We start from the raw sequence: 23,003 nt of genomic DNA, 5'->3' as shown, positions 1-23,003 counted from the left end.
CGCGACAGGCAGCTATCGGCCCAGGCTGTGTAAAAACGTTTTAAGACAAGACTGACAGTCGGAATCGGAACGAAAATCGCGCTCCTACGCAATTTTCTGGCCTGCTGATTAACCGAGCGCTGGCAGATTTTACGTAGCAACGCAGACTTTAAAACGATGCATGCGTTTTTACACAGCCTGGACCGAAAGCGACCGTTCGTGAGCGGCAGCAATCGGCTGTGCAGTCCTTCGGATTACAGTCACGGCTGAAAACGAACGGCTTTGCTCGAACGAAAGACCAAGCAGTTCGCCGCCACGAACACCGTTACGGATGAATTACTCCGCCTGCGCTGATAGCCGTATCAGGCCGGCAAAGCCAAAAATGAGCCCTGCGGTTCACTAGCCGCCAATGCGGGGTCGACAAAACGCGGAGAGACTGGATAAATCCCGCCCCGCGTCCGAGCAATGCCGCCTGCGATGTGGACCGCATCCAAGGAGCGCTGGTTATGTTCGCCAGCGAACAGACGAACAGCCCTCCAAGTCTCCACACTCAAGTTGAAAAGCTACGTCCACCAAGCGCTGCTCGGTGCTGGCGCAATGCGTTGGCGCACCTATAAAAATGCACGCAATTGTATGATGCGTTTCAGGCTCAGGACCTTATGAACAGCATATGGACACGCCTACAGAAGGTATTTTCTCGCTCGTCCGGTTTTTGGCGAACCCGTCTGTTTCCTCCACCCCGATTCAAATACGAGCCCATATTGCGCTCGGAGCTTTTCAGCGCCGATCAGATGGCCTGTCACGGCATCGCCCTGGCCGGGCAGCATCGCCTGACCACGCTGTCCGCACGGGACTCGATGCTGCACAGGCTCGATGACAACGAAGAGTTGCTCAAACGCAGCAGCACGGCGCTGGCCAACGCGCAAGTGTCCAGCCGACGAGTGACGCCGGCAGCGGAATGGCTGCTGGACAATTACTATCTGATCGATGAAAACATTCGCACCGCCAGAACGCACCTGCCCAAAGGCTATAGCCGTGAGTTGCCACGCCTGATCAACGGCCCGTCGGCGGGGCTGCCTCGCGTCTATGACATCGCGCTGGAGACCATCTCCCATGGCGACGGTCGAGTCGATGAGGAAAGCCTGAGCCGCTTCATTTTTTCCTATCAGACAGTGATGCCGCTTGCGCTGGGTGAACTGTGGGCGATACCGATCATGCTGCGTCTGGCGTTGATCGAAAACCTGCGGCGAGTGGCCTCCAGGGTCATGGCCAACGCCGACGAGCGCAATCTGGCCGATGACTGGGCCGAACACCTGATCGAAACCTCGGAACGAGACATCAAAAGCGTGGTGCTGGCCGTTGCCGACATGGCCCGCTCCGCACCGCCGATGACCGCCGCCTTTGTCGCCGAATTCACCCGCCGCCTGCAGGGCCAGAGCGCGGCACTGGCCCTGGCGCTGAACTGGATGGAGCAGACGCTGAGTGAGACAGGCTCCAGCATCGAACGCCAGGTGCAGCTCGATGCGCAACAACAGGCAGCGGATCAGGTGTCTATTGGCAACAGCATCGGCAGTTTGCGCCTCCTGTCCGCCACGGACTGGCGCGAGTTTGTCGAGTCGATGAGTCATGTTGAGCAGATTCTCAATGAAGACCCGGCAGAAATTTACCGGGCGATGGATTTCAGTACCCGCGACAGCTACCGGCATGTCATAGAACGCCTTGCCCGAAGAAGCCCCCAGCACTCGGAAATCCAGGTCGCCCGCGCCGCGATCAATCTCGCCGCGGCCGGAACCGCCTCAGTCCCCTGCGAACTGCTGGCGCGCCATGTCGGGTATTACCTGATCAGCGCAGGGCTGCCGACGCTGGAGCGACGACTCAATGCCAGGGTGCCGCTTCATGAGCGCTGGAAACGGTTGTTGCAGCAGTCGCCGCTGATGTTTTATCTGGCGCCGGTGGCTGTTCTGACGCTCATCTTCGCCTGGCCTTTACTGGCCTCCGCGCAGCGCGACGGGATGCCCGATGCGGCGCTTCTAATGATGGCGATTCCCTGCCTGATCATGACCAGCCGACTGGCGATCAGCCTGATCAACTGGTTGGTGACGTTCAGTCTGTTGCCGACGACGCTGCCGAAAATGGATTTTGCCAGCGGTATTCCCGATGGCGCGCGAAGCCTGGTGGTGATCCCGACGCTGATCGCCAGCCTGGCAGACGTGGACGAACTGGTGGAAGGTCTTGAAGTGCGGTTTCTCGCCAACCGCGACAGCAACCTGTATTTCGCATTGCTCAGTGATTTTCTGGATGCGCCTGAAGAGTCTCAGCCACAAGATGCCGAGCTGCTCACACAAGCCTCCCGTGCAATCACCCTGCTCAACCGAAAATACGCGGACGGACTCAGCGACCGATTCTTTCTGCTGCATCGGCCGCGTCGCTGGAATGCGAGCGAACGTGTGTGGATGGGCCACGAGCGCAAACGCGGCAAGCTGATTGAACTCAACGCCCTGTTGCGTGGCCATGGAGAGGAGCGCTTCAACGCCATCGTCGGCGACATCACGCCATTGCGCGGGGTGCGATACGTGATCACGCTGGACACCGACACCCTGCTGCCGCGGGATGTCGCTCGCCAATGCGTGGCGGCCATGATGCACCCGTTGAATCGTCCGTTGTTCGACAGTGATGGTGAGCAGATCATTTCCGGCTACGCGGTGTTGCAACCGCGAGTGGGCATCAGCTTGACCAGCGCCACGCGCTCGATCTACGCCCGGCTGTTTGGCAGTGATGCCGGCGTCGATCCCTACACTCGCACGGTATCGGACGTTTACCAGGACCTGTTCCAGCAAGGTTCCTTCATCGGCAAGGGCATCTACGACGTGGACGCGTTCACCTGCGCCCTGGAAGGCTGCTTGCCGGATAACCAGATTCTCAGCCACGACCTGATCGAAGGGTGTTATGCACGATCCGGCCTGCTCAGCGACGTGCAAGTCTACGAGCAATACCCTTCGCACTACGGTGCCGATGTCAAACGACGGCATCGCTGGGTTCGCGGCGACTGGCAACTGCTGCCGTGGACATTGCCATGGGCGCGCAATGCCGATGGCAAGTGGGTGCGCAACAGGCTGAGCGTCATGGCACGCTGGAAGATTCTGGACAATCTGCGACGCAGCCTGGAACCGCTGGCGCTGTTGCTAATGTTCGCATGGGGCTGGTTTGCCAGCAGTCAGCCAATGAACTGGACCCTGACTGTCATCGGGTTGATGGTGATTCAACCGTTGCTGCGAGCGGTGACCGATCTGATGCAGCCCCCCGCTAATGTGCCCTATGGGCAGTACCTCAGGGCGCTGCTGGGTGATCTGGCACAAGACCTCGCCCGGGCTGGTCTGACGCTCGCCTGGCTGCCCTTCGAGATGTTCTACAGCGCTGACGCCATCCTGCGCTCGCTCTGGCGAATCGGCTTCAGCAGACGCCGGCTGTTGCAATGGCAGCCCTCGCGCGAGGTGGAGCGAACCACCGAAAACCGGCTGCCCGGCCTCTATCGCCAGATGTGGATCGAGCCGGTGTCGGCCCTGATCTCACTGGCCCTGCTGGTGAAGGATCCGCAGACGCTGGCCATCGCCAGTCCGCTGCTGTTGTCGTGGTTAGTAGGCCCCTGGATCGCTTGGTGGCTCAGTTCGGCACCCAAGCAGTCGGTGTTCGCACCGTCGACGGATGATTTGCGCTTCCTGCGGTTGCTGGCGCGCAAGACCTGGGCGTTCTTCGATCAATACGTCGGGCCCGAGGATCACTGGCTGCCACCGGACAACGTGCAGGAAGACCCCAGGCCTGCCATTGCCCATCGCACCTCGCCGACCAATATGGGCATGTCGCTGCTCGCCCACCTGGCCGCTCACGATTTCGCTTACTTGAGCACGGAACGACTGCTGTCCCGGCTTACGGCGTCGCTGGACAGCATGGACGGTCTGGAGCGTTATCGGCAGCATTTCTATAACTGGTACGACACGCAGACCCTCGAGCCGCTGCGTCCGCATTACGTCTCCACCGTCGACAGTGGCAACCTGGCGGGTCTGCTGTTGACCTTGAGCACCGGCATTACGCAGCTGGCAGACGCCCCGATGTTCGGCCCTGCCGTGATCAAGGGCCTGCGCGATACCCTGGACATCCTTGCAGATTCCCAACGCGCCTCGGGGGCGGATGAATACGCCCTGCCACTGAGAAAAGGCCTTGAACCGATCTCGCAAATTGCGACCCCTGAGGGGCTGGCAGACCTGCTGCACACGGCTCACATCATGGTCACCAGCCAACCAGCGGACACCGACGAGGAAAGCCTCTACTGGCGAGAAGCGTTTACCCGTCAATGCATCGACTGGACAGAAGAACTCCAGCGTTATCACCTCCCTGCCCCCTCGGTCACGATTGAATCGCCTCGCACCTTGCGTCAACTGGCCAGCCTGAACCCCGCCGACTGGGCCGCCGAGCATCACCCTGAAATCGAGCGGGTCCGCAGTGACGCCGCGCAGCGTCTGGAAACCCTGAAGCGTCTGGCGTTATTGGCCACGTCGCTGGCGCAGATGGATTTCTCGTTACTTTACGACCACCAGCGTGACCTGTTTGTCATCGGTTACAACGCCGAGGAGCGCAGGCTCGACACGGGTTACTACGACCTGCTGGCGTCCGAGGTGCGGCTGACCAATTACGTGGCCATCGCTCAGGGACAAATCCCCCAACGCGCCTGGTTCACCCTGGGAAGGCTGCTGAGTGAAAACGCGGGCGTACCGACGTTGCTGTCCTGGTCGGGCTCGATGTTCGAATACCTGATGCCCATGCTGGTGATGCCCAACTTCGAGGGCAGCCTGCTGGATCAGACTTGCCGCGCCGCCGTGTCAGTGCAGATCGAACAGGGCAACAGGCTGGGCATTCCGTGGGGCGTTTCGGAGTCGGGTTACTCCACCGTCGACGCGCACTTCAATTATCAATACCGCGCCTTCGGCGTTCAGGCCCTGGGGCTCCAGCGCGGGCTGAGCAATGACGTCGTGATAGCGCCCTACGCTAGCGCCCTGGCGTTGATGGTCGATGCCGATGCGGCCTGCAAGAACCTGCAACGCCTCGCCCTGCAGGGCTCCGCCGGACGTTTCGGTCTGTATGAAGCCGTGGATTACACCGAGGCCCGCTTACCACGCGGCCAACACTTCGTCGTGGTCCGGTCGTTCATGGCTCACCACCAAGGCATGAGCTTGCTGGCCTTGACCGGCCGACTGCTCGATCAACCCATGCAACAGCGTTTCGAGGCCGACCCGGCGCTGCGATCAGCCCTGCTGCTGCTACAGGAACGGGTGCCGAAATCCGCCGCGCCGTACCTGCAAACCGCGCAGTCGCCGGTACTCGGCGATGTCGGTCAAGGCCAGGATACGGGGCTTCGGGTGTTCTCCGATCCGGGACGCAAGCGTCCGGCCGTGCAGTTGCTTTCCAACGGTCGCTACCACGTCATGCTGACCAGCGGCGGCGGTGGTTACAGCCGTCGTAATGAAATGGCGATCACCCGTTGGCAGGAGGACACCTCACAGGACAACTGGGGGATGTTCTGCTACCTGCGCGATGTCCAGAGCAACACGGTCTGGTCGGCTGCGCATCAACCGACGATGCATCAACCCGAGAGCCACGAGGCGATCTTCTGCGATTCCCGTGCAGAGTTCCGTGCGCGCAACCTGGATTTCGACACGCACCTGGAGATTGTTGTCTCGCCTGAGGACGACATCGAACTGCGCCGCCTGCATGTCACCAACCGAGCGTCTTCGGCCAAGACACTGGAGATCACCACCTACGCCGAAGTCGTGCTGACAACCCCGGTCAACGACGCGATGCACCCGGCGTTCAGCAAGCTGTTCGTGCAGACCGAATTACTGCCTGCGCTTCAGGCCATTATCTGTAGCCGCCGCCCCCGGGCCAGCGATGAACCGACGCCGTGGATGTGCCATTTACTGGCGGCACACGGGGTGGACATCGATGCGATCTCGTACGAAACCGATCGCGCCCGGTTCATCGGCCGAGGACGCAGCCTTGTGTCACCTGCCGCCCTTGATGCCGATTGCCAGCGCTTGTCAGGCAGTGCAGGCCCGGTGCTCGATCCGGTGATCGCGATTCGCTGCAGGATTACCCTGCAACCCGGCCAACAGGCCACCATCGACCTGGTCACCGGTGTCGCCGACAGCCGTGATGACTGCCTTTACCTCATCAACAAATACCGCGACCGCCACCTCGCCGACCGCGTGTTCGACCTGTCCTGGACCCATAGCCAGGTGCTTTTGCGACAACTCAACGCCTCGTTGTCCGATGCCCGTCTGTTCGAGCAGATGGCCTCGTCGTTGCTTTACGCGAACGCTTCGATGCGCGCCAACCATGCGGTGCTGATTGCCAATCGCCGCAATCAGCCGGGGCTTTGGGGTCAGGCCATCTCCGGCGACCTGCCCATCGTGTTGCTGCAAATCCAGAGCCTGGACAACATCGCCCTGGTGCAGCAATTGATTCAGGCCCACGCCTACTGGCGGCAAAAGGGGTTGGTGGTCGATTTGCTGATCTGGAACGAAGATCAGGCGGGTTATCGCCAGCAACTGCAAGACGCGATCCTCGGCCTTATCACCTCAGGCAGTGAAGCCACTCTGCTGGATCGCCCGGGCGGTATTTTTGTGCGCCCCGCGCAGCAGATGTCGAATGAGGATCGCGTGCTGTTCCTCTCGGTTGCCAGGCTGGTGCTGAGCGAAGATCTGGGCAGCCTGGCCGAACAGATTCATCGGCGCAAAGTATCACCGTTGCACGCGCCGTTTGTGGCGACCCGGCATTTTCAGGCTCGGCCGGCATCGGTACGACCGAACCGTCCCTTCCTGCTGTTGAGCAACGAATATGGCGGCTTCAGCGCCGATGGCGGTGAGTACATCATCACCGGGCTCGCGCCCGATCCGACACCCGCGCCCTGGGTCAACGTGATCGCCAATGCACATCTCGGCACGGTGGTCTCGGAAGCCGGCAGTGCCTATACCTGGGCCGAAAACGCCCATGAATTTCGCCTGACGCCCTGGCACAACGATCCGGTCACCGATCGCAGCGGCGAAGCCATTTACCTGCGTGATGAAGAGACCGGGCACTTCTGGTCTGCAGCGCCTCAACCCTGCCCTGGACAAGGCCCGTACCAGACCCGTCACGGTTTCGGTTACAGCGTGTTCGAACATGAAGAAGACGGCATTTACAGCGAGCTGTGGATGTACGTGGCACTGGATGCGCCGATCAAATTCTCGAGGCTAGTGTTGAGCAACCGCTCGGGACGCCGCCGGTCATTGTCGGTCACAGGGTATGTGGAATGGGTGCTGGGCGATCTGCGCAGCAAATCGGCGATGCATGTGGTCACCCAATCGGATCCCGCCAGCGGGGCTTTCTTCGCCCGCAACGCCTATTCGGTGGAGTTTTCCGAGCGGGTGGCGTTCTTTGACACCGACACAATCGATCACGGTGTCAGCGGTGACCGTACTGAATTCATTGGCCGCAATGGCACCCTCGCCTCACCGGCAGCGATGCAGCACGCCGGTCTGTCCGGGCGCATGGGCGGCGGTCTGGACCCTTGTGCAGCCCTGCAAGTGTCGATCGAACTCGGCGAGGGCGATACCCGGGAAGTCATCCTGCGTCTGGGGGCGGCGTCTTCCAGTAACGCCGCCACCCAGCTGGTGCAGCGTTATCGGGGCAGCCTGGTGGCCGCCGAGGAATTGCATAAAGTACGGGAACACTGGCGCTCATTGCTCGGGGCGATTCGTATTGAAACGGGCGCGCCTGAGGTCGACGTCATGGTCAACGGCTGGTTGATGTATCAGGTCATGGCGTGCCGATTCCAGGCCCGAAGCGGCTACTACCAGTCAGGTGGCGCCATCGGTTTTCGCGATCAGCTGCAGGACAGCATGGCGATGATCCATGCCGATCCGGCAGCCGTGCGCGCGCATCTGTTGCTGTGCGCCGGCCATCAGTATGTGGAGGGCGATGTGCAACACTGGTGGCACCCGCCGATGAATCGAGGGGTCCGCACCGCCTGCTCCGATGACTTTTTGTGGCTGGTGACCGCCACCAACCGCTATGTCGAAATGACCGCAGACGTGGGTGTGCTGGAAGAGGTCGCCGGATACCTGGAAGGACGCCAACTTGTGGCCGGCGAAGAGTCCTACTATGACCTCCCCGGTGTATCGCCCCTGCGAGAGTCCCTGTATCAACACTGCGTGCGGGCCATCGAACACAGCCTGCGCCGCGGTCATCATGGGTTGCCGCTGATGGGCTCCGGTGACTGGAACGACGGCATGAATCGCGTCGGCCACCTGGGTGCAGGTGAAAGTGTCTGGCTGGGCTTCTTCAGCTATCAGGTGCTGGAGCAATTTGCGGTGACCGCTCGCCTGCACGGTGATCACGCATTTGCCAAACGCTGCAGCGACAGCGCGGTGACACTGCAACGCAACCTCGATAAAACGGCCTGGGACGGCGCCTGGTATCGCCGCGCCTGGTTCGATGACGGACAAATGCTCGGCTCGGCGAGCAATGAAGAATGTCGTATCGACTCCATTGCTCAAAGCTGGTCAGTGCTATCGGGGGCCGGCTCTGCCGTCCGCCAGATCAAGGCCATGCAGTCATTGGATGAGCATCTGATCAAACATGACATCCGCGCCGTGTTGCTGCTGGATCCCCCGTTTGACAAGGGCACCCTGGACCCCGGCTACATCAAAGGCTACGTGCCAGGCGTGCGCGAGAACGGAGGTCAGTACACCCATGCTGCCGTTTGGGCGGGCATGGCGTTTGCGCTGCTGGGTGAAGCCGGAAAAGCCTGGGAACTGCTGAATCTGATCAACCCCGCCTCCCCTGCCAACAACGCTCAAATCGACACCTATAAGGTCGAGCCCTATGTCATGGCCGCGGATGTCTACGGCGCCGCGCCCCATGCAGGCCGAGGTGGCTGGACCTGGTACACCGGTTCTGCGGGCTGGATGTATCGGCTGATTGTCGAGTCATTGCTGGGCGTACAACGCAGTGGCCGCACGCTCAGAATCGAACCGCTGATACCCGTCGACTGGCCGGGCTTCATCTTGCACTACCGCTTCGGCAAAACCCTCTACCACTTTGATGTGCGTCAGGGCAGTTCGACCTTCACCTCCATGACCCTCGATGGCCAGCCATTGAGTGACGCTGCGCTGACACTGGATGACGGAGGTCTGGAGCATTGGGTCCGGGTAGATTGTCGCGCCCGGTCACCCAGGCCTCAGGCGCTGGAATTCGAGCATGCCGCCGATGAATAGACATTGATCACCAGCCATGGCGTGCATGGGAGTACCCTGAGCGGGCACGCCCCTGTTCCGCCACGGATGCTCTGTCATGCATGCCTCCCCCGATCCAAGCCACAATCATTTGCTGGCGGCGCTCCCGGCCGTCGACCTCCAGCGCCTTGTTCCGCACCTGGAGCAGGTCAGTCTGGCGCTGGGCGATGTGCTGTATGAGCCGGGGGACACCTTGCGGCATGTTTACTTCCCGACCGACTCCATCGTTTCCCTGCTGCATGTCACGGAAAACGGCTCGTCAGCAGAAATCGCCGTGGTCGGAAACGAGGGTTTGATCGGCATTGCGCTGTTCATGGGCGGCGAAAGCACCTCCAGTCGGGCAGTGGTGCAAAGTGCCGGTGGTGCATTTCGCCTGCCGGGGCAAAAACTCAAGAAAGAGTTCAACCGTCATGGCGATCTGCTCCTGCTGATGCTGCGTTACACCCAGGCGCTGATCACTCAGATGTCACAGACCGCCTTGTGCAATCGCCACCATTCGATCGATCAGCAATTGTGTCGATGGCTGTTGTTGTCGCTGGATCGCCTGCACGGCAATCGCCTAAACATGACCCAGGAGCTAATCGCTAACATGCTGGGCGTGCGCCGCGAAGGCGTCACGGAAGCGGCGGGCAAACTGCAGCGTCAAGGCGTCATCGAGTACAGCCGGGGCCAGATCACGGTTCTAGATAGAGCGCGCCTTGAACGGCTCAGCTGCGAGTGCTACCTGGTGGTCAAGACCGAAACCGATCGGCTATTGCAGTACACCCGTCGTCAGGACGAGTGATACTTTCGAATGGATTGCCGGCGGCAATACCGGCTGTCCCTTAAACCTTTAAACGAGCGGATATTACTCCCGCTAACCGCGCATAAGACTAGGGTGAAGGAGCAGTCCCATAAATGAGCCGGAGTTCATCGCATGTCTTATGACGCAAGCATCACCACACGTTTCAAGGATGAAACCGATGGGCTGGCCGGCGAGTACTGGGTGGAATCCTTGGCGGATGGCACTCCCCCTTATTCGAGAGTTGGCAGAGTCTGATCGAGGCCGGGACCTGGCCTTTTTCAGCGAGCTGGGCAAAGGCAAACCGCATTTTTATCTTTTTTTAGCCTCGTTCAGCAATCTGGTAGAACCCCACGACCAGCTCACGGACATTAATCTGCCAATCGCATGGCTTACATAGCTCTGGCATACGAAGGCAGCCAGCTCATTGAAATCGGTACCGCGCGTTACGGGGCGTACGAAGGCGATGCTCATTGCGAGTTCGCCGTTGCTGTTCGCGACCGCTGGCATCGACAAATCCCGTCAGGTGGGTTTCCGGGAAGATCAACAGATCCGTGTCAGCCGCACAGGTAGCGATGGCCTCCAAGGTACGCCCGAGGTTGTGAACGACATCACCGTCACGGCCAGCCAGTTGCACCAATTCAATCTTCATCTCTGTTCCTTGCACAGTTAAGTAGGTGCCCAACCAGCCAGGGTTGGCCAGAGTATGGAGCGCGGTAGAGCGACACGTAATTACCCCCAGGGTTAACCACGAATGAGTAGTGATGTGAGAGCGACATTGCAGGATGGGGGCGGAATTAAGTGAGCGCCCGCTAATCCAGACGGGGGATCGCCCCAGTTTCTGATTGGTTCAGTCGCCCTGCTGGACTCTACGTCCATATTAGGAATGGCTGCTGTGGGTCGGTGTGCGCCGGTCGCCAAGGGAGCGATGCAAGCCCTTGGCGTTTCACGTCGGGGTTACTCAGGGGGATACACCACCTAGCAGGGCAAGCCACCCACCCGTCGATTCCAATTAAGAAAGGTTTGATGTACTAGCCATATGCCGCTAGAACTTAAGCGAGGATAAAAATATAGGTGATGAAATGGTATCGAGATTTGTTGTCGTTCCGGCGATACCTACTGAGACGAGATCGGTACGTAATGGTGCCCGCTTCTACTCCAGCATGGCGCCTTGCGGCTACAGCATCTACGACAACAAGGGAAAGTGTCGTCTTGACGTGTCATTTCCGACGCGAGAGGAAGCGGAGGCTGCGTGCGAATTGAAAAACTCAGAGCAGCTATTCAGCTCAATGTCCTGACTGCGACCACCGTGGGACCTTCATAGCCCAGCGCACAAATTCTGGAACTTCAACCGCAACCTGCCAATCGATCTAGTATGGGCGTAAAGATCTGAATGGTGACCTATGACGGCGAACGAGGATTTGATTGATTGGAATGGCCGCTGGCATATCACTAACGGCGTAGTGTCATGCCGAATCTGTCAAGCACAGCAGAAAGAGATTGATCGTAGTGCAGCGTTTGTACATTCCTCAGGCTGTGGTTATGCAGGACAACGGCGCAACCCCTGGGATGACTTGGACTCCATCTGTAAAAAGATCGATGGCAACTCCTAGGCTCACACCTGCAAGTAACGCTTTCTGAGCGAAGTTGTAATGTTCACTGTGGGTCGAAAGTGATCACCGAGACACCTTGAATACTTGAAGACCCTTCAGTCTGCCAATGGTCCGTAACTACCTGCCGCCCGCCCATCCAGAATAGGCATCGGATCAATTTTTGGTGCATAAAGAAAAGCAGCCCACGCCTCATACGCCAGCTTCTGGCGTTTGGTAGCGTCAATCCAGGGGGCCCCCTCTAATTGCCGTGCCGATACAAGCATCATCAGACTGGTGGTAGCTGCATCTAGCTCAAGCAAAAGCTCGTGGGACCGGAAGCGATAATCGTCTGCGTTGCTCATCGGAGCGGACATCCATCATAGGCCTGACTCGGAATTACGAGTCGCTGTTCCTATCGGTTCAGTGTGACACCAGTTCCATGATGGCGTTAGTTCGCAAGACAATCGGCTTCGTCGTATGGCTCGCTTCCACACGAGCCGAACGCCTGCCCCCTTCTCACGATTGCGCAAAGACTGAGTGTCCGCTATGGGTTGGCAGACCTTCGCACTCGGCAGTAATCGGCCAATTTCTGCCGATGCTGACTGGCAGCTATGGGTCCAGGCTGTGTGAAAACGCCAGTGATTGTCTAACCTTCTGATCGTCTAGATCGTATCGGGGGCGATCATGAAGCGATTTATTGAAGGTGAGGCTCGGGCTGCCAGAGTGTCTGGACGATTACGTAGCCGAAGAAAATCCAGTGCGCGTGGTCGATGTTTTCGTCGATGAACTCGACCTGGGCGCACTTGGTTTTGAGGGCGTCGATCCTGCCGCAACTGGTCGTCCGGCCTACCACCCAGCGGTCTTACTGAAGATCTATATCTACGGCTACCTCAATCGGATTCAGTCCAGCCGCAGGCTTGAGCGTGAGGCCGAGCGCAACGTCGAGTTGATGTGGCTAACGGGGCGTTTGGCTCCGGACTTCAAAACCATTGCCGACTTTCGCAAAGACAACGGCAAAGCCATTCGCAGCGTATGCCGCCAGTTCGTAGTTCTTTGCCGCAACCTCAATCTCTTCTCCCAATCGATCATCGCCATCGACGGCAGCAAATTCAAAGCCGTCAATAATCGCGACCGCAACTTCACTCAGGGGAAGGTGAAGGCACGCATGCAGCAGATCGAGCAGAGCATTGATCGATATCTGGCGGCGATGGATTCGGCGGATCGGGCAACGCCCGAAGTGGCCGAGGCCAAAGCAGAGCGGCTTAAAGAAAAGATAGAAACACTGAAAAAGCAGATGCAGAAACTCAAGGACATCGAGGCGCAGCTCCACGAAAGTCCAGACCAGCAGATCTCCCTCACAGACCCAGATGCACGCTCAATGGCCACGAGCGGCCGAGGCACCGGAACGGTGGGCTACAACGTACAAACAGCGGTCGACGACAAACACCATCTGATCGTTGCCCATGAGGTGACCAACGTTGGTAATGATCGTGGGCAACTGAGCAATATGGCGAACCAAGCGCGTGAAGAAATCAAGGCTGAATCGCTAACGGTGGTGGCCGACCGAGGCTATTACAAAGGTCTGGAAATCCTTGCTTGCGAGCAAGCCGGCATCACTACCTTCGTACCGAAACCCCTCACATCGGGCAGCAAAGCCGAAGGCCGATTTGGTAAGCAGGACTTCATCTACCTTGCTGCATCGGACGAGTATCGATGCCCTGCGGGACAGTTACTGACCCGGCGGCATTCTTCGGTGGAAGACGGCATGCTACTGCACTGTTATTGGTTCTCGGGCTGCCAGTCCTGCGCAATGCACAAGCAATGTACGACGGGTAAGGAGCGCCGGGTAAAGCGCTGGGAACATGAAGCCGTAATCGATGCGATGCAGGTACGGCTGGAAAATGATCCAACGATGATGAGGCGTCGCCGACAGACCGTTGAACATCCTTTTGGAACGCTCAAATATTGGATGGGAGCCACCCACTTCCTGACCAAAACCCTACCAAGGGTAAGCACCGAAATGAGCCTTCATGTGCTCGCCTACAACCTCAAACGAATGATGAGCATTTTCGGCATCGCAGGACTACTTGAGGCGATCAGGGCGTGAATCCAGCCGTTTGATCGTCCGTGAGTGGCTGTTTGGGCCGCTGACGCGGCCCAAACAGCATTTACGAACGCCTATGTAGCTGACGAGGGCAATTCGCGCTTCAGTCTGCTGGTTTCGCAGGCAACGCCCGTAGCTCTCAACTTTCGACGTATTCAGTGCGTTTTCACACGGCCTGGGTCGATTGCTGCCTGTCGCGAAGAGCTGCATTCGAAAGCTGCCCTTAGTGGGGAGCGCCCGGAAACCTGCATTGACGGTCGGCCTGTAGTCTTTTTTCGAAGCGTGTGCCTACCGTTACCCTTTGTAGCTCGGTGCCCTTAGCGCCGCATCGGCAGCGGATGTCGCAATCATTAATTTCAGGGATCACTCTTCGACGCCGTGGGTTTTCGACTCCGCGGCTTACGCTTGGCTATAGGAACTTGGCGGACCTGCAGCAGTTGCTGCTCCAATGTTTCAGCACGGGCATGCTGCGCTGCGGCACGTTGCTGGGTTTGGCTAAGCTCGGCTTGGATCGACTCCAGCCGTCGTTGCAACTGCTCGACATGGCGCCCGACTTCCTTTAGTTGGGTCGCCGAAGCCTTGCCCTCCTCCCGGGCGCGGTCGACCTCGCGGTGCGCGCGATCCTCAACTCCGCGCACGTAGATCTCCTGCGCGACGCGCTCCTGCTCGGCCCCGCGGCGCAGCGCCTGCAGATCCTGCTGCAACGTCTGGTTGTGCTGCTGAGCTTGATGGCGCTCGTACAGCAAGCTCTCACGCTGCTGTTGCAGATCCTCGATCTGCAACTGGCGCTGGGACAGCAGCAGTTCTAGATCTGCCAGGCGTGATTCGGCTGATTGGCGCCCAACCAAGGCCTCCGCCGCCTGCTGGCGAAACTGCGCCACATCCTGACGCGCCTGGTCCTCGACCGTCGCTACTCGTTCACGCTCTGCGTCCAGCACCTGGCGTTGTTCGGCGAGTGCCTGCTCGGCGGTGCCCTGCGCCAGGTGAATAGCCTGCTGCCAGATCATCACGAACGCTTGCGCCACCTCACTTGGCAACGCCGGCAGGCGGGTCTCGCCGCTCAACCGCTCGGCGAGGCGTGACCACCATTGGTCCAATAGGCCGCCAACCCGCGCCGGACTGCCGCGCCCGAGCTCCAGGCGTACGCGTTCCACCGTCGGCCGCTCGCCGCGGGCTAACACCGCATCCGCGGCGGCAAATACGTCGTTTTCCGGCACCCCTACTGCCATGGCTCATCTCCGGCTATATTAGGTCTGATAATGAAAGATTATCCGACGTTATTTTCTGAATAGTGGATTTATCTTACGTTGAACGTATTGAATATTACAGACCAACTGCCCTTAGTCGACGAAACCCCGCTGGACCTGCATTTTCTCGCGAGCAACGCCCAGGCCGCCGCGGCGGCCTTTATCGCTGCCGGCACCGCGGCCAACACCCTGCGCAGCTACCGCAGCGCCCTCGCCTACTGGTCGGCCTGGCTGCAGTTGCGTTATGGCCAGATACTCGGTGATGCGCCGCTACCGACCACGGTGGCGGTGCAGTTTGTCCTCGATCACCTGGCCCGACCGTTGGCCGATGGCAGCTGGGCCCACCTGTTGCCGCCGTCAATCGACGCCGCCTTGGTCAAGGCGCGGATCAAAAGCAAACCGGGGCCATTGGCGTTCAACACGGTGAGTCATCGCCTGGCGGTGCTCGGCAAATGGCACCGGCTCAACGAGTGGGACAGCCCTACCGAAGCATCGGCGCTAAAGACCCTGCTGCGCGAAGCGCGCAAAGCCCAGTCGCGCCAGGGCGTGAACGTGCGCAAGAAAACCGCCATCGTGCTCGAGCCGTTGCAGGCGCTGCTCGCCACCTGCGACGACGGTATGCGCGGCATTCGTGACCGCGCCCTGCTCCTGCTGGCCTGGAGCGGTGGCGGCCGGCGCCGTTCGGAAGTGGTCGGCCTGCAAGTCAATGATGTGCGCGAACTGGATGCCGACACCTGGCTGTATGCCTTGGGTACGACCAAGACCGACACTGGCGGTGTGCGTCGGGAGAAGCCGCTACGTGGGCCGGCAGCGCAGGCGCTTGCCGCCTGGCTGGCCGCCGCGCCCGCGAAGACTGGCCCGCTGTTTCGCCGGCTGTATAAAGGCAACAAGGTTGGTAGTACGGGATTGTCAGCCGATCAGGTGGCACGCATCGTTCAGCGTCGTGCCAAGCTGGCCGGGCTGGAGGGGGATTGGGCCGCGCACAGCTTGCGCTCGGGGTTTGTCACCGAAGCCGGGCGCCAGGGCGTGCCGCTGGGTGAAGTGATGGCCATGACCGAACACCGCAGCGTGACCACGGTGATGGGTTACTTCCAGGCGGGTTCGTTGCTCAGCAGCCGTGCCACGTCATTGCTGGTGGATAGCGAAGCGCTCACGCAAGGCGGTCCGTCGAAGGCTGAAACTACCGAAACCGACTTAGGCGAAGAATGACACTCCTGGGATTCGTCGGTATTACCGGACAGATGGTTTGTTACGCGTACTCCGCCGGGGTGGTTTTGCCATCAACAGGTACTGACGCTGGCAATTGCAACGCCGCACTAGGCCGTGCGAGTCATTAAGCCACCTCTGGTTAGAGCGGCTCGGTCTGGCCCCACGGCCCATCGCCCCTCTGATTTAGTGCGGCCTCACCCTCGAGGGAGGCGGCTCGCTAACTCGCCACTCATATTGGAGCGCGGGAGAACTCAGGCCTGCTGCGCTTCCCGCTGGACGACCTCCAGCAATGCCTCAAGTGTCTGGCCTGGCTCAAGGGCCAGGAAACTCTCGGCAATCAACGTCAGCGGGTGAATCTGCAGCACCGAGGCCAGTTCCACCACCTTCTCGAGTGTGGGGCATTTCTGACCCCGCTCCAGAGTACTGAGGTAGGTCCTGCTGCTCACGTCGGAAAAATCCTCCTGCGTCAGCTTGCGCTCCAGACGACGCGCCTTTAAAGCCGTTCCAAAGGCCTGCTTCAGTTCCATTTGCATCGCTCACAAAAGGAACGATGAAGCCTTTTTGAATACTTTAGGGCTACAATCTATAGGGTTCGTTTTGTGAGGGCATCATCATGTTTTTTACCCAGCCAGCTGCGGAACTCCGCTCTCCCGTGCCGTTTGATCTAAAAATCAAGCGCTGGAGCGTCATCGAACGGGATCTCAACGACCCGTGGTTTCATGTATGTATCAAGATGACGGAAGAAGAAATGGAGTTCGGTCGCACTCTGCTGGTCTCCGACGTGACGTACCTGGAGCGAGTGCTCAATGAAGTCTCCCCCTTCGGCGCGGTGTGTTCGGTAATGGTCATGGTCCCACCGCATATGAATGCATCGTCACACTGGCGGATGGAGCAGGTACTGACCATCGACACAGTGCCTGATGAGTCCTCTGGGCAAGCCCACGTTCGCCTGACCGTGGAGCATGGTAAAACCTACGATCTACTCAGTGGCAAGACTGCCCAGCAGACGGATGCAAGATCACAATGTATCTACTCCGCCTCACCGCTCTAATAGCAGCTCACCGCATGACACCAAGGAGGCACAGCACCGACAAGCGCTGATTTTCGACAAGGGCGCACCGCTTGAATGTTCGATTATGTCAGTCGAGTTATCGGCAATGGAGCCCGATCTTTGCTATCCACACTACAACCATCTTCAGGCAGAGTTTATGCCGTTTTATCGGAAGGTTACTGGTACCGAGAAGATGTCGGCTGGCGGAATCTCGGTCCGGACAGCATGGCGCGTCAACCGAGATGGCGCAGGTTTTTGGTCGATGGTTCCGATAGCTCGCTTCCGCCCCTCACGTCAACAATGGTCGATCGTTCGCAACCAGCACACTCACAACCGGCGAGAGGTATGAAAAAAGCGAGGGCACCATTCTCCTTAAGTTAGCGACAATGTGTACTACAGCGCGAGCTCAAAGCTCATCAGCCAGCGGCGACAAATGGCGATGAACGTGCTCTTTTTATGAAATTGCCATACCAAAAGCGTAAAAAGGTCGCCGGATCGGGTACGTAGGTCCAGTATTCAACTGTTTCATACGCGCGAAAGTTACTCTGATCGCTAACATGCAATCTCGCCCAGCATCGCTTGTTCGTTTGACGAGATAACCAGGCGGGACAGACGTGTAAACAGGCCAGGTCAGAAGTCAATTGGTGATCAACGCCGGAGATACTGATGACCTCGACGCCTAAAACGAGACAAGCGTTGCCCGATAATGCAACTGAAAAACGGTCTAACGCTTGATTACTACTCGTGCATTTCTCTTCGATACCGGTCCATATTCCGTAAAAATGCATTATCCAGAGAACCATTATTTGACGCGGCGTTGCCGGACGAACATGCCAACTCGGCATAACAAGATTAATTGGCCCCCCCTCACGAAATTTGTAGCTTAAAGCTTCACACCATACCAAAAACGCGGCGGACACTGCGCAGGTACGCTGGCAATCGAGGCCGTGTCGACAACGCCTGCTTAGACTCATTAGGTATCTGAAGCAGGCGCCATGGGGTTTTACATACGCGTTAAAGAGATAACGGCGTACGTAGCGGTACAGTGTGAAGATTTCCTTCGCACCAAACTCAAATTCAGCAGCTTCGTGAGGACTATACGCTGCCAACGCAATCTCGAAAGGTGGGACAGCCCATGTCGAAATGGCGTCTGGAGCCGGGAATTCTCCTAGTTCGGGTGCGGTCAAAGTAAGACCGATGTTGATCAACTTCTCGTCATTACTAAAGCTCTCGTTCTTGACCCAGGCGACATCCAATAAAGAAATGGCATAGTTGACTAAAGGGCTTTTCATAGCTCTAGCAGCATTGAGCCATTTTTCTATCCTTAAGCCCAACTCCTCATACTTTTTCCACTGTTCGGCAGTCACACCGCTTAAACGTATAGATCCTGTAGAATCGAACAAAAAGTGATCACAGCGCGTCTTCGCAGTGAAACCATCCTGTGCATGAGCAAAAAGCAATCCTCGCTCAATGACATTGCTACAATGCCTGCACGCCTCAAGTGGCTCACCATGCCAAGGACATCGTTTAATCATCTGAAGTAAAAAGAAAACCGAATGATACCCCGCAGCTATACATTTTGAACAGTGCCGAATAACCACCTGCGAAGTGCACGGTGTGCAGTCAACCAGATTATCGATAAAGGCTCTCTTGATTGCAGGATACGGTAGAGTAAGTGCTGCCGCCATCTCCAAGTCGTCAATCTCGCAAGCCTTCCAATACTGTACAGAATTATTGCATTGCGGGACTCTTGCAAGTTTGCGGAGTAGTTTTTTTGGTGGCACCAGGTTTAACGCACTCGCTTTTAGCAACACCGCCCAAGATGACTCGAATGGGATATAGTTGAATCGACCATAAGAAATATTCATATATCATTTTTCACAGATTGACGGATCATCGCTACGAATTGTGCAATCAGACTAGCAGCCACCGCCTCTTTTACGATTCCTTCCGTCACTTCAAATTCCGAGCAGTCCATATGACGACACCTGATCAAAATCCTTTCAATGACGCGAAATATATGCTCAAGCGGTAGAATGCCAGGACCATCTTCTCCGGCAACGCTCATCAGCTCACTCCATATTTTCTTATTGCAACTAGCCATTCGAAAATTTGCAGCAAAAGCTTTCGGTAAGAAAAACTCGGTATACGTACAACCGGAATCTAGTGGAAATTCTTTATTTACGTCATATTCATTAAGAATAGATTCCAAATCAGCCTCCGATACACAACCATCAAACCGAATCGGCTCACACAAAAAACGAGCGACTAAATTGGTAGCTTTCACTTTAAATAAAAATTCTATTTTCTGAAGTATTTGTTCTTGACCGAACCCCAACGTTGTCATGCTGACACCGTGGCCTTCTAAACGATTATGAATAACAAGCAGGTCAGTCCAACTGTCCGTTGATAGCAATTGATTTTCGTCAATGATCAGCACAAAATGACTACCACCCAAGGATTCCACCTTGATACGCACATGAACAATAAACCTTTCCAGTAAATCACTATGGTCTTTTGATCCGCTTGACAGACCCAGCCCCGTAATTAAGTCTCGAACTAAGTGCGCCGATTTATGCCCATCAGCAGAGTGATACAAAATATATTTTCTTGGAAACTCGATCGTTAGTAGATCTGTAATAGTTGTAGCACATTTGGTTTTACCCTTTCGAGACGTCGCATACAAAAACGTACCCGTGTGCCTTGAGAATACTCTCTCACGAAGAATCGAATAGACCTTGGCGATCATCGGCGTAATTAAAATATAAGCGGTACTTACAACCGGATGACTCTCTAAGCAGGCTTCCCTATCAATGCTATCTTCATTAGAGCTCACGACTTTAACCTTTTTTGTTTTAGCAGTTCGTTCAGATCTGGATTTTTCTTACCAATAATTAATGAGTCCGAAAACTCCAATGGCTTTCCTTCTAGATACGTTGCCTGTTCGCTACGAGGGATGGAAACTACCAACGGCACCCCCCCTTCATCCGCTACTCGCTTCGCCTCGGTTGCCGCGTCGGCGGGAATATCTATGGATTTCTTACTCTTCGAGGTGCTTAGAAAAGCTAGATAGACTAGAACCGGGTCTTGCTCAAAACTGACCTGCAAGGTTCTGTCCATCATCTTAGAATTAATGGCTTTACGTGTTCGCATATCGTGCTTAGTATCGGCCCATTTACCCACAGCAATCAGATTACCGAGTGAGAAACCTTCCAGCGTGAATGCCGTTACCAGCCTCAAGTCATTTTCATCAATATGTAGAACAATCTTTTCCCCAATCATAGCCCACGCTTCATGCAAGTAACCTGAAGTGTAATGCACTCTCAAGAACTGGACGTAGGGGTGGCGACCACTAGCTTTGTTACCGCGAACAGTAACGATTTTCTTTAACTGCAATATCGTGACTCCCCTGCTATTACTATCCGGCAGCGTTCTTACTAGGAAATGCCGTTGATCCTTCTCAAGCTTTTGCCTGATATATTCCAAAGGCGACAAGAAAAATAAGCCTTCACTGATTCTTGCGTTGTACTGCGCGACCTCAATATCAAGAAGATGAAGCAGGTGCTCCGCGAGAATTGGAGCTTGCGTGGCAATTTTTTCGCAATTAGCTGCGCGGCCATTGTTCGGGCCATGACCGGTTGTGCTTAAAAGACGGCAGAATACATTGTTAGAGAGAAGGCCAAACAAATGTTCTACACATGGTCTTCTTTCAAAGTGTCCCGGAGGGCCGACTGTCCAAAAATAGCCCAACTCCTTTCTGGCTTCATTCGTGATTTTCTCCGATAAATGCGCCAACGCCCCATCAAATTTGACGACTGTAAACAAAGCGCCTTTACATTCCGGAATGACTTCGCTTGGTAATCCACTGCCTTCGGGATATATCAACCCTTTAATAACTGGCTCAGGCTTGGACTGTCCTACTATCGAATAACGCATGACATCGACCACGTCGGTGGATGAGACCTCACTTCTGAAAACGCACTTGTACGCTAATGTTGCGCCAGATGCGCAGTCACACATCAGAACAACCCATATCCTGCTGATTCTTATGTCGATATAGGTACCATTCGGAGCTTTCATTTGTACTGAGGAATGACAGTCAAATTTGTAAGCATCAATCTCAACAGCGTCGTAGGGTTCGGTATAAATTAGTCCAGGCCTCTGGCCTTTTCCGACTGCCATGTGAGCCTTTGCCTCGCGCTCTCCTTCGTTGCACACGATGCGACCGAAGTTACCATCTCGAACATTTCTAATGTGATCGCCTATCGAATGCTGCCCCAAGCACTTTGTATTGTACGGCCATTCATTCTCTTTAATACCAAATTCCTCCAGCAGATCAAGAAAGATCTTATGCAGTGTCTTTGACCTAATTCTGTATTCATTTTTAGTATCGGGGTCGTGATACGAAAGGATTTTTCTATTGAAACGTTTCTCTAATTCTGGATATTTTGAAAAAACCGCGCCCAGTGCTCCTGCATGCCCCCCTTGGGCTTCTGGAAGCTTTGGCCCCACAACCTTGGTTCTGCAGTAGTCTTTTATGTGCAAGTGCGGTAACAGCGCGCGGCACCCCCACCAAACGCCATCCGGCGCCAACTGCATGCACCGCGCGGCATAATAATTTATGCATTGTCTACTTATTCCCGTCGCAACGACGATATCCTTAATAGGCAACCCCTCGCAATAGAACTTCATTGCTAGAAACTTTACTTGATAGTCTTTTAGTTCTTGATCTGTTAGCCCAATTAATTCTGGTTTCGACCAGTCATGAAAGGTGCCTAACGCAACTGCCCTCTTACTTAAAACTCCGACCCAATCGTTCGATTCGTCATTTTTCGTCGTCATGACCGGCACTTCCAAGGGGTGTAGTGCCCGAATGAGGACTTGCTCACCAGATCAATCTCAACTAATCCGGCGATAAAATGACGTACTAAAACTCCACATATTACAGATGGTGCAATAAGCGGGGCGTATTTAAACAGTGCCTGAACATCTCCCGCCCCAAGCGAAACTTCGATTGCACGTATAGCATTCGAGGCTGCCGTACAGTCAAGTCTTCTGATTGCTGCAGCATATGCCAAGGCTTTCATAGTCTTGATAGCCAAAGGTGCTGACGCCAAAATCTCCATCCGTGAAACGCGACAAGTGTTTTGCCCCTCGCTGAGTATTGCTTCATGCTGATCTGAGAAAACCACCTCAGATAGACTTCCTGATTGCTTTTGCACTAAAAAATCAAAACTATCCCCCCTTTCAGGTTGCTTGAATGTCACCACATCAAAATTAATCTCAATAAATACTAACCAGTAAATTAAAGCTAAGTCAGAGGGAAACACGAGGTCTTTATCCAGTTTGACGCTATACACATACCAGAGGTTGCTATTGCTATGGCCGCGCGCTCTTACCTCTCGAAGAATGCGCCTTCTATGCTCTTGTTTTAGAGAACGATGATCCACGCTCATGAGCTCATCTCTGTCTGTTGTACATTTTGAATGTACCTCAGAAAATATTTTTCGTTATATCAAATAATCATATGCTGACTCCAACTAATTGCCAGATAGAAATGACGCAGTACATTTACCAGCACCGCACAACAACGTTGTTCGACTAATGATTTGCTTGCTGTTTATAGGTACGAGTCTAGCATCGAAATCCCGCGTTAATTACCGCGAACTGCATACACATACTTGTAGAGTATTATCCGCCGTAGCCGTCTGGCA

General features: G+C 56.1%; 11 protein-coding genes and 2 pseudogenes. 5 read left to right on the top strand and 8 right to left on the bottom strand.

All coding sequences use genetic code 11. From position 1 onward, the window contains the following. Positions 1 to 638 precede the first annotated feature (638 nt). Both ACA079_RS15470 and ACA079_RS15465 read left to right on the top strand, forming a co-directional pair. Positions 639 to 9,287: a GH36-type glycosyl hydrolase domain-containing protein gene (locus tag ACA079_RS15470; RefSeq protein ID WP_497704208.1), complete on the top strand. Its 8,649-nt coding sequence runs from the start codon at positions 639 to 641 to the stop codon at positions 9,285 to 9,287. A 76-nt stretch (positions 9,288 to 9,363) separates the two neighbouring features. Beyond that, on the top strand, positions 9,364 to 10,089 hold the full coding sequence (locus tag ACA079_RS15465; RefSeq protein WP_497704207.1) for a Crp/Fnr family transcriptional regulator: 726 nt from the start codon (positions 9,364 to 9,366) through the stop codon (positions 10,087 to 10,089). A gap of 511 nt (positions 10,090 to 10,600) precedes the next feature. On the opposite strand, the pseudogene ACA079_RS15460 reads toward ACA079_RS15465, so the two are convergent. Both ACA079_RS15460 and ACA079_RS15455 read right to left on the bottom strand, forming a co-directional pair. Beyond that, positions 10,601 to 10,738 (bottom strand): annotated as a pseudogene (locus ACA079_RS15460) (carbon-nitrogen hydrolase); the annotation flags it as partial. Positions 10,739 to 11,794: 1,056 nt separating this feature from the next. Further along, on the bottom strand, positions 11,795 to 12,040 hold the full coding sequence (locus ACA079_RS15455; protein ID WP_497704206.1) for a hypothetical protein: 246 nt from the start codon (positions 12,038 to 12,040) through the stop codon (positions 11,795 to 11,797). A 322-nt stretch (positions 12,041 to 12,362) separates the two neighbouring features. On the opposite strand from ACA079_RS15455, the pseudogene ACA079_RS15450 reads away from it, so the two are divergent. Continuing rightward, positions 12,363 to 13,785: pseudogene (locus ACA079_RS15450) on the top strand (IS1182 family transposase). A gap of 353 nt (positions 13,786 to 14,138) precedes the next feature. Here ACA079_RS15450 and ACA079_RS15445 read toward each other — a convergent pair. Further along, complete coding sequence (locus ACA079_RS15445; protein WP_497704205.1) at positions 14,139 to 15,011, bottom strand: DNA-binding protein; 873 nt, start codon at positions 15,009 to 15,011, stop codon at positions 14,139 to 14,141. Positions 15,012 to 15,089: 78 nt separating this feature from the next. Here ACA079_RS15445 and ACA079_RS15440 point away from each other — a divergent pair, with 78 nt between their 5' ends. Beyond that, positions 15,090 to 16,238 carry a site-specific integrase gene (locus ACA079_RS15440; RefSeq protein ID WP_497704204.1) on the top strand — a complete coding sequence of 383 codons (1,149 nt, stop codon included), beginning with the start codon at positions 15,090 to 15,092 and terminating at the stop codon, positions 16,236 to 16,238. A gap of 251 nt (positions 16,239 to 16,489) precedes the next feature. On the opposite strand, the gene ACA079_RS15435 is transcribed toward ACA079_RS15440, so the two are convergent. Further along, entirely contained in the window at positions 16,490 to 16,765 is a 276-nt protein-coding gene (locus tag ACA079_RS15435; protein ID WP_259503049.1) for a helix-turn-helix domain-containing protein, read from the bottom strand. An 86-nt stretch (positions 16,766 to 16,851) separates the two neighbouring features. Here ACA079_RS15435 and ACA079_RS15430 point away from each other — a divergent pair, with 86 nt between their 5' ends. Beyond that, positions 16,852 to 17,289: a hypothetical protein gene (locus tag ACA079_RS15430; protein ID WP_497704203.1), complete on the top strand. Its 438-nt coding sequence runs from the start codon at positions 16,852 to 16,854 to the stop codon at positions 17,287 to 17,289. 416 nt (positions 17,290 to 17,705) lie between these two features. On the opposite strand, the gene ACA079_RS15425 is transcribed toward ACA079_RS15430, so the two are convergent. The 4 genes from ACA079_RS15425 to ACA079_RS15410 are packed head-to-tail and all read right to left on the bottom strand — an operon-like array spanning position 17,706 to position 22,745. Further along, positions 17,706 to 19,157, bottom strand: coding sequence for a hypothetical protein (locus ACA079_RS15425; protein ID WP_497704202.1), 1,452 nt, complete (start codon positions 19,155 to 19,157; stop codon positions 17,706 to 17,708). Then, complete coding sequence (locus tag ACA079_RS15420; protein ID WP_497704201.1) at positions 19,154 to 20,125, bottom strand: ATP-binding protein; 972 nt, start codon at positions 20,123 to 20,125, stop codon at positions 19,154 to 19,156. Before ACA079_RS15420 ends, ACA079_RS15425 begins: the two co-directional genes overlap by 4 nt. Beyond that, complete coding sequence (locus tag ACA079_RS15415) at positions 20,122 to 22,131, bottom strand: hypothetical protein (protein ID WP_497704200.1); 2,010 nt, start codon at positions 22,129 to 22,131, stop codon at positions 20,122 to 20,124. Before ACA079_RS15415 ends, ACA079_RS15420 begins: the two co-directional genes overlap by 4 nt. Then, entirely contained in the window at positions 22,128 to 22,745 is a 618-nt protein-coding gene (locus ACA079_RS15410) for a hypothetical protein (RefSeq protein ID WP_497704199.1), read from the bottom strand. Before ACA079_RS15410 ends, ACA079_RS15415 begins: the two co-directional genes overlap by 4 nt. Positions 22,746 to 23,003: the final 258 nt, after the last annotated feature.

This window comes from Pseudomonas sp. LBUM1645, from assembly GCF_059716185.1.
This window is presented reverse-complemented; position numbering and strand designations above follow the sequence as displayed.

Bases quoted from the DNA above. Each gene is read 5' to 3' on its own strand.
- ACA079_RS15470 (WP_497704208.1), top strand. From the start codon at position 639: ATGAACAGCATATGGACACGCCTACAGAAGGTATTTTCTCGCTCGTCC.
- ACA079_RS15465 (WP_497704207.1), top strand. From the start codon at position 9,364: ATGCATGCCTCCCCCGATCCAAGCCACAATCATTTGCTGGCGGCGCTC.
- ACA079_RS15455 (WP_497704206.1), bottom strand. From the start codon at position 12,040: ATGAGCAACGCAGACGATTATCGCTTCCGGTCCCACGAGCTTTTGCTT.
- ACA079_RS15445 (WP_497704205.1), bottom strand. From the start codon at position 15,011: ATGGCAGTAGGGGTGCCGGAAAACGACGTATTTGCCGCCGCGGATGCG.
- ACA079_RS15435 (WP_259503049.1), bottom strand. From the start codon at position 16,765: ATGGAACTGAAGCAGGCCTTTGGAACGGCTTTAAAGGCGCGTCGTCTG.
- ACA079_RS15430 (WP_497704203.1), top strand. From the start codon at position 16,852: ATGTTTTTTACCCAGCCAGCTGCGGAACTCCGCTCTCCCGTGCCGTTT.
- ACA079_RS15425 (WP_497704202.1), bottom strand. From the start codon at position 19,157: ATGAATATTTCTTATGGTCGATTCAACTATATCCCATTCGAGTCATCT.
- ACA079_RS15415 (WP_497704200.1), bottom strand. From the start codon at position 22,131: ATGACGACGAAAAATGACGAATCGAACGATTGGGTCGGAGTTTTAAGT.
- ACA079_RS15410 (WP_497704199.1), bottom strand. From the start codon at position 22,745: ATGAGCGTGGATCATCGTTCTCTAAAACAAGAGCATAGAAGGCGCATT.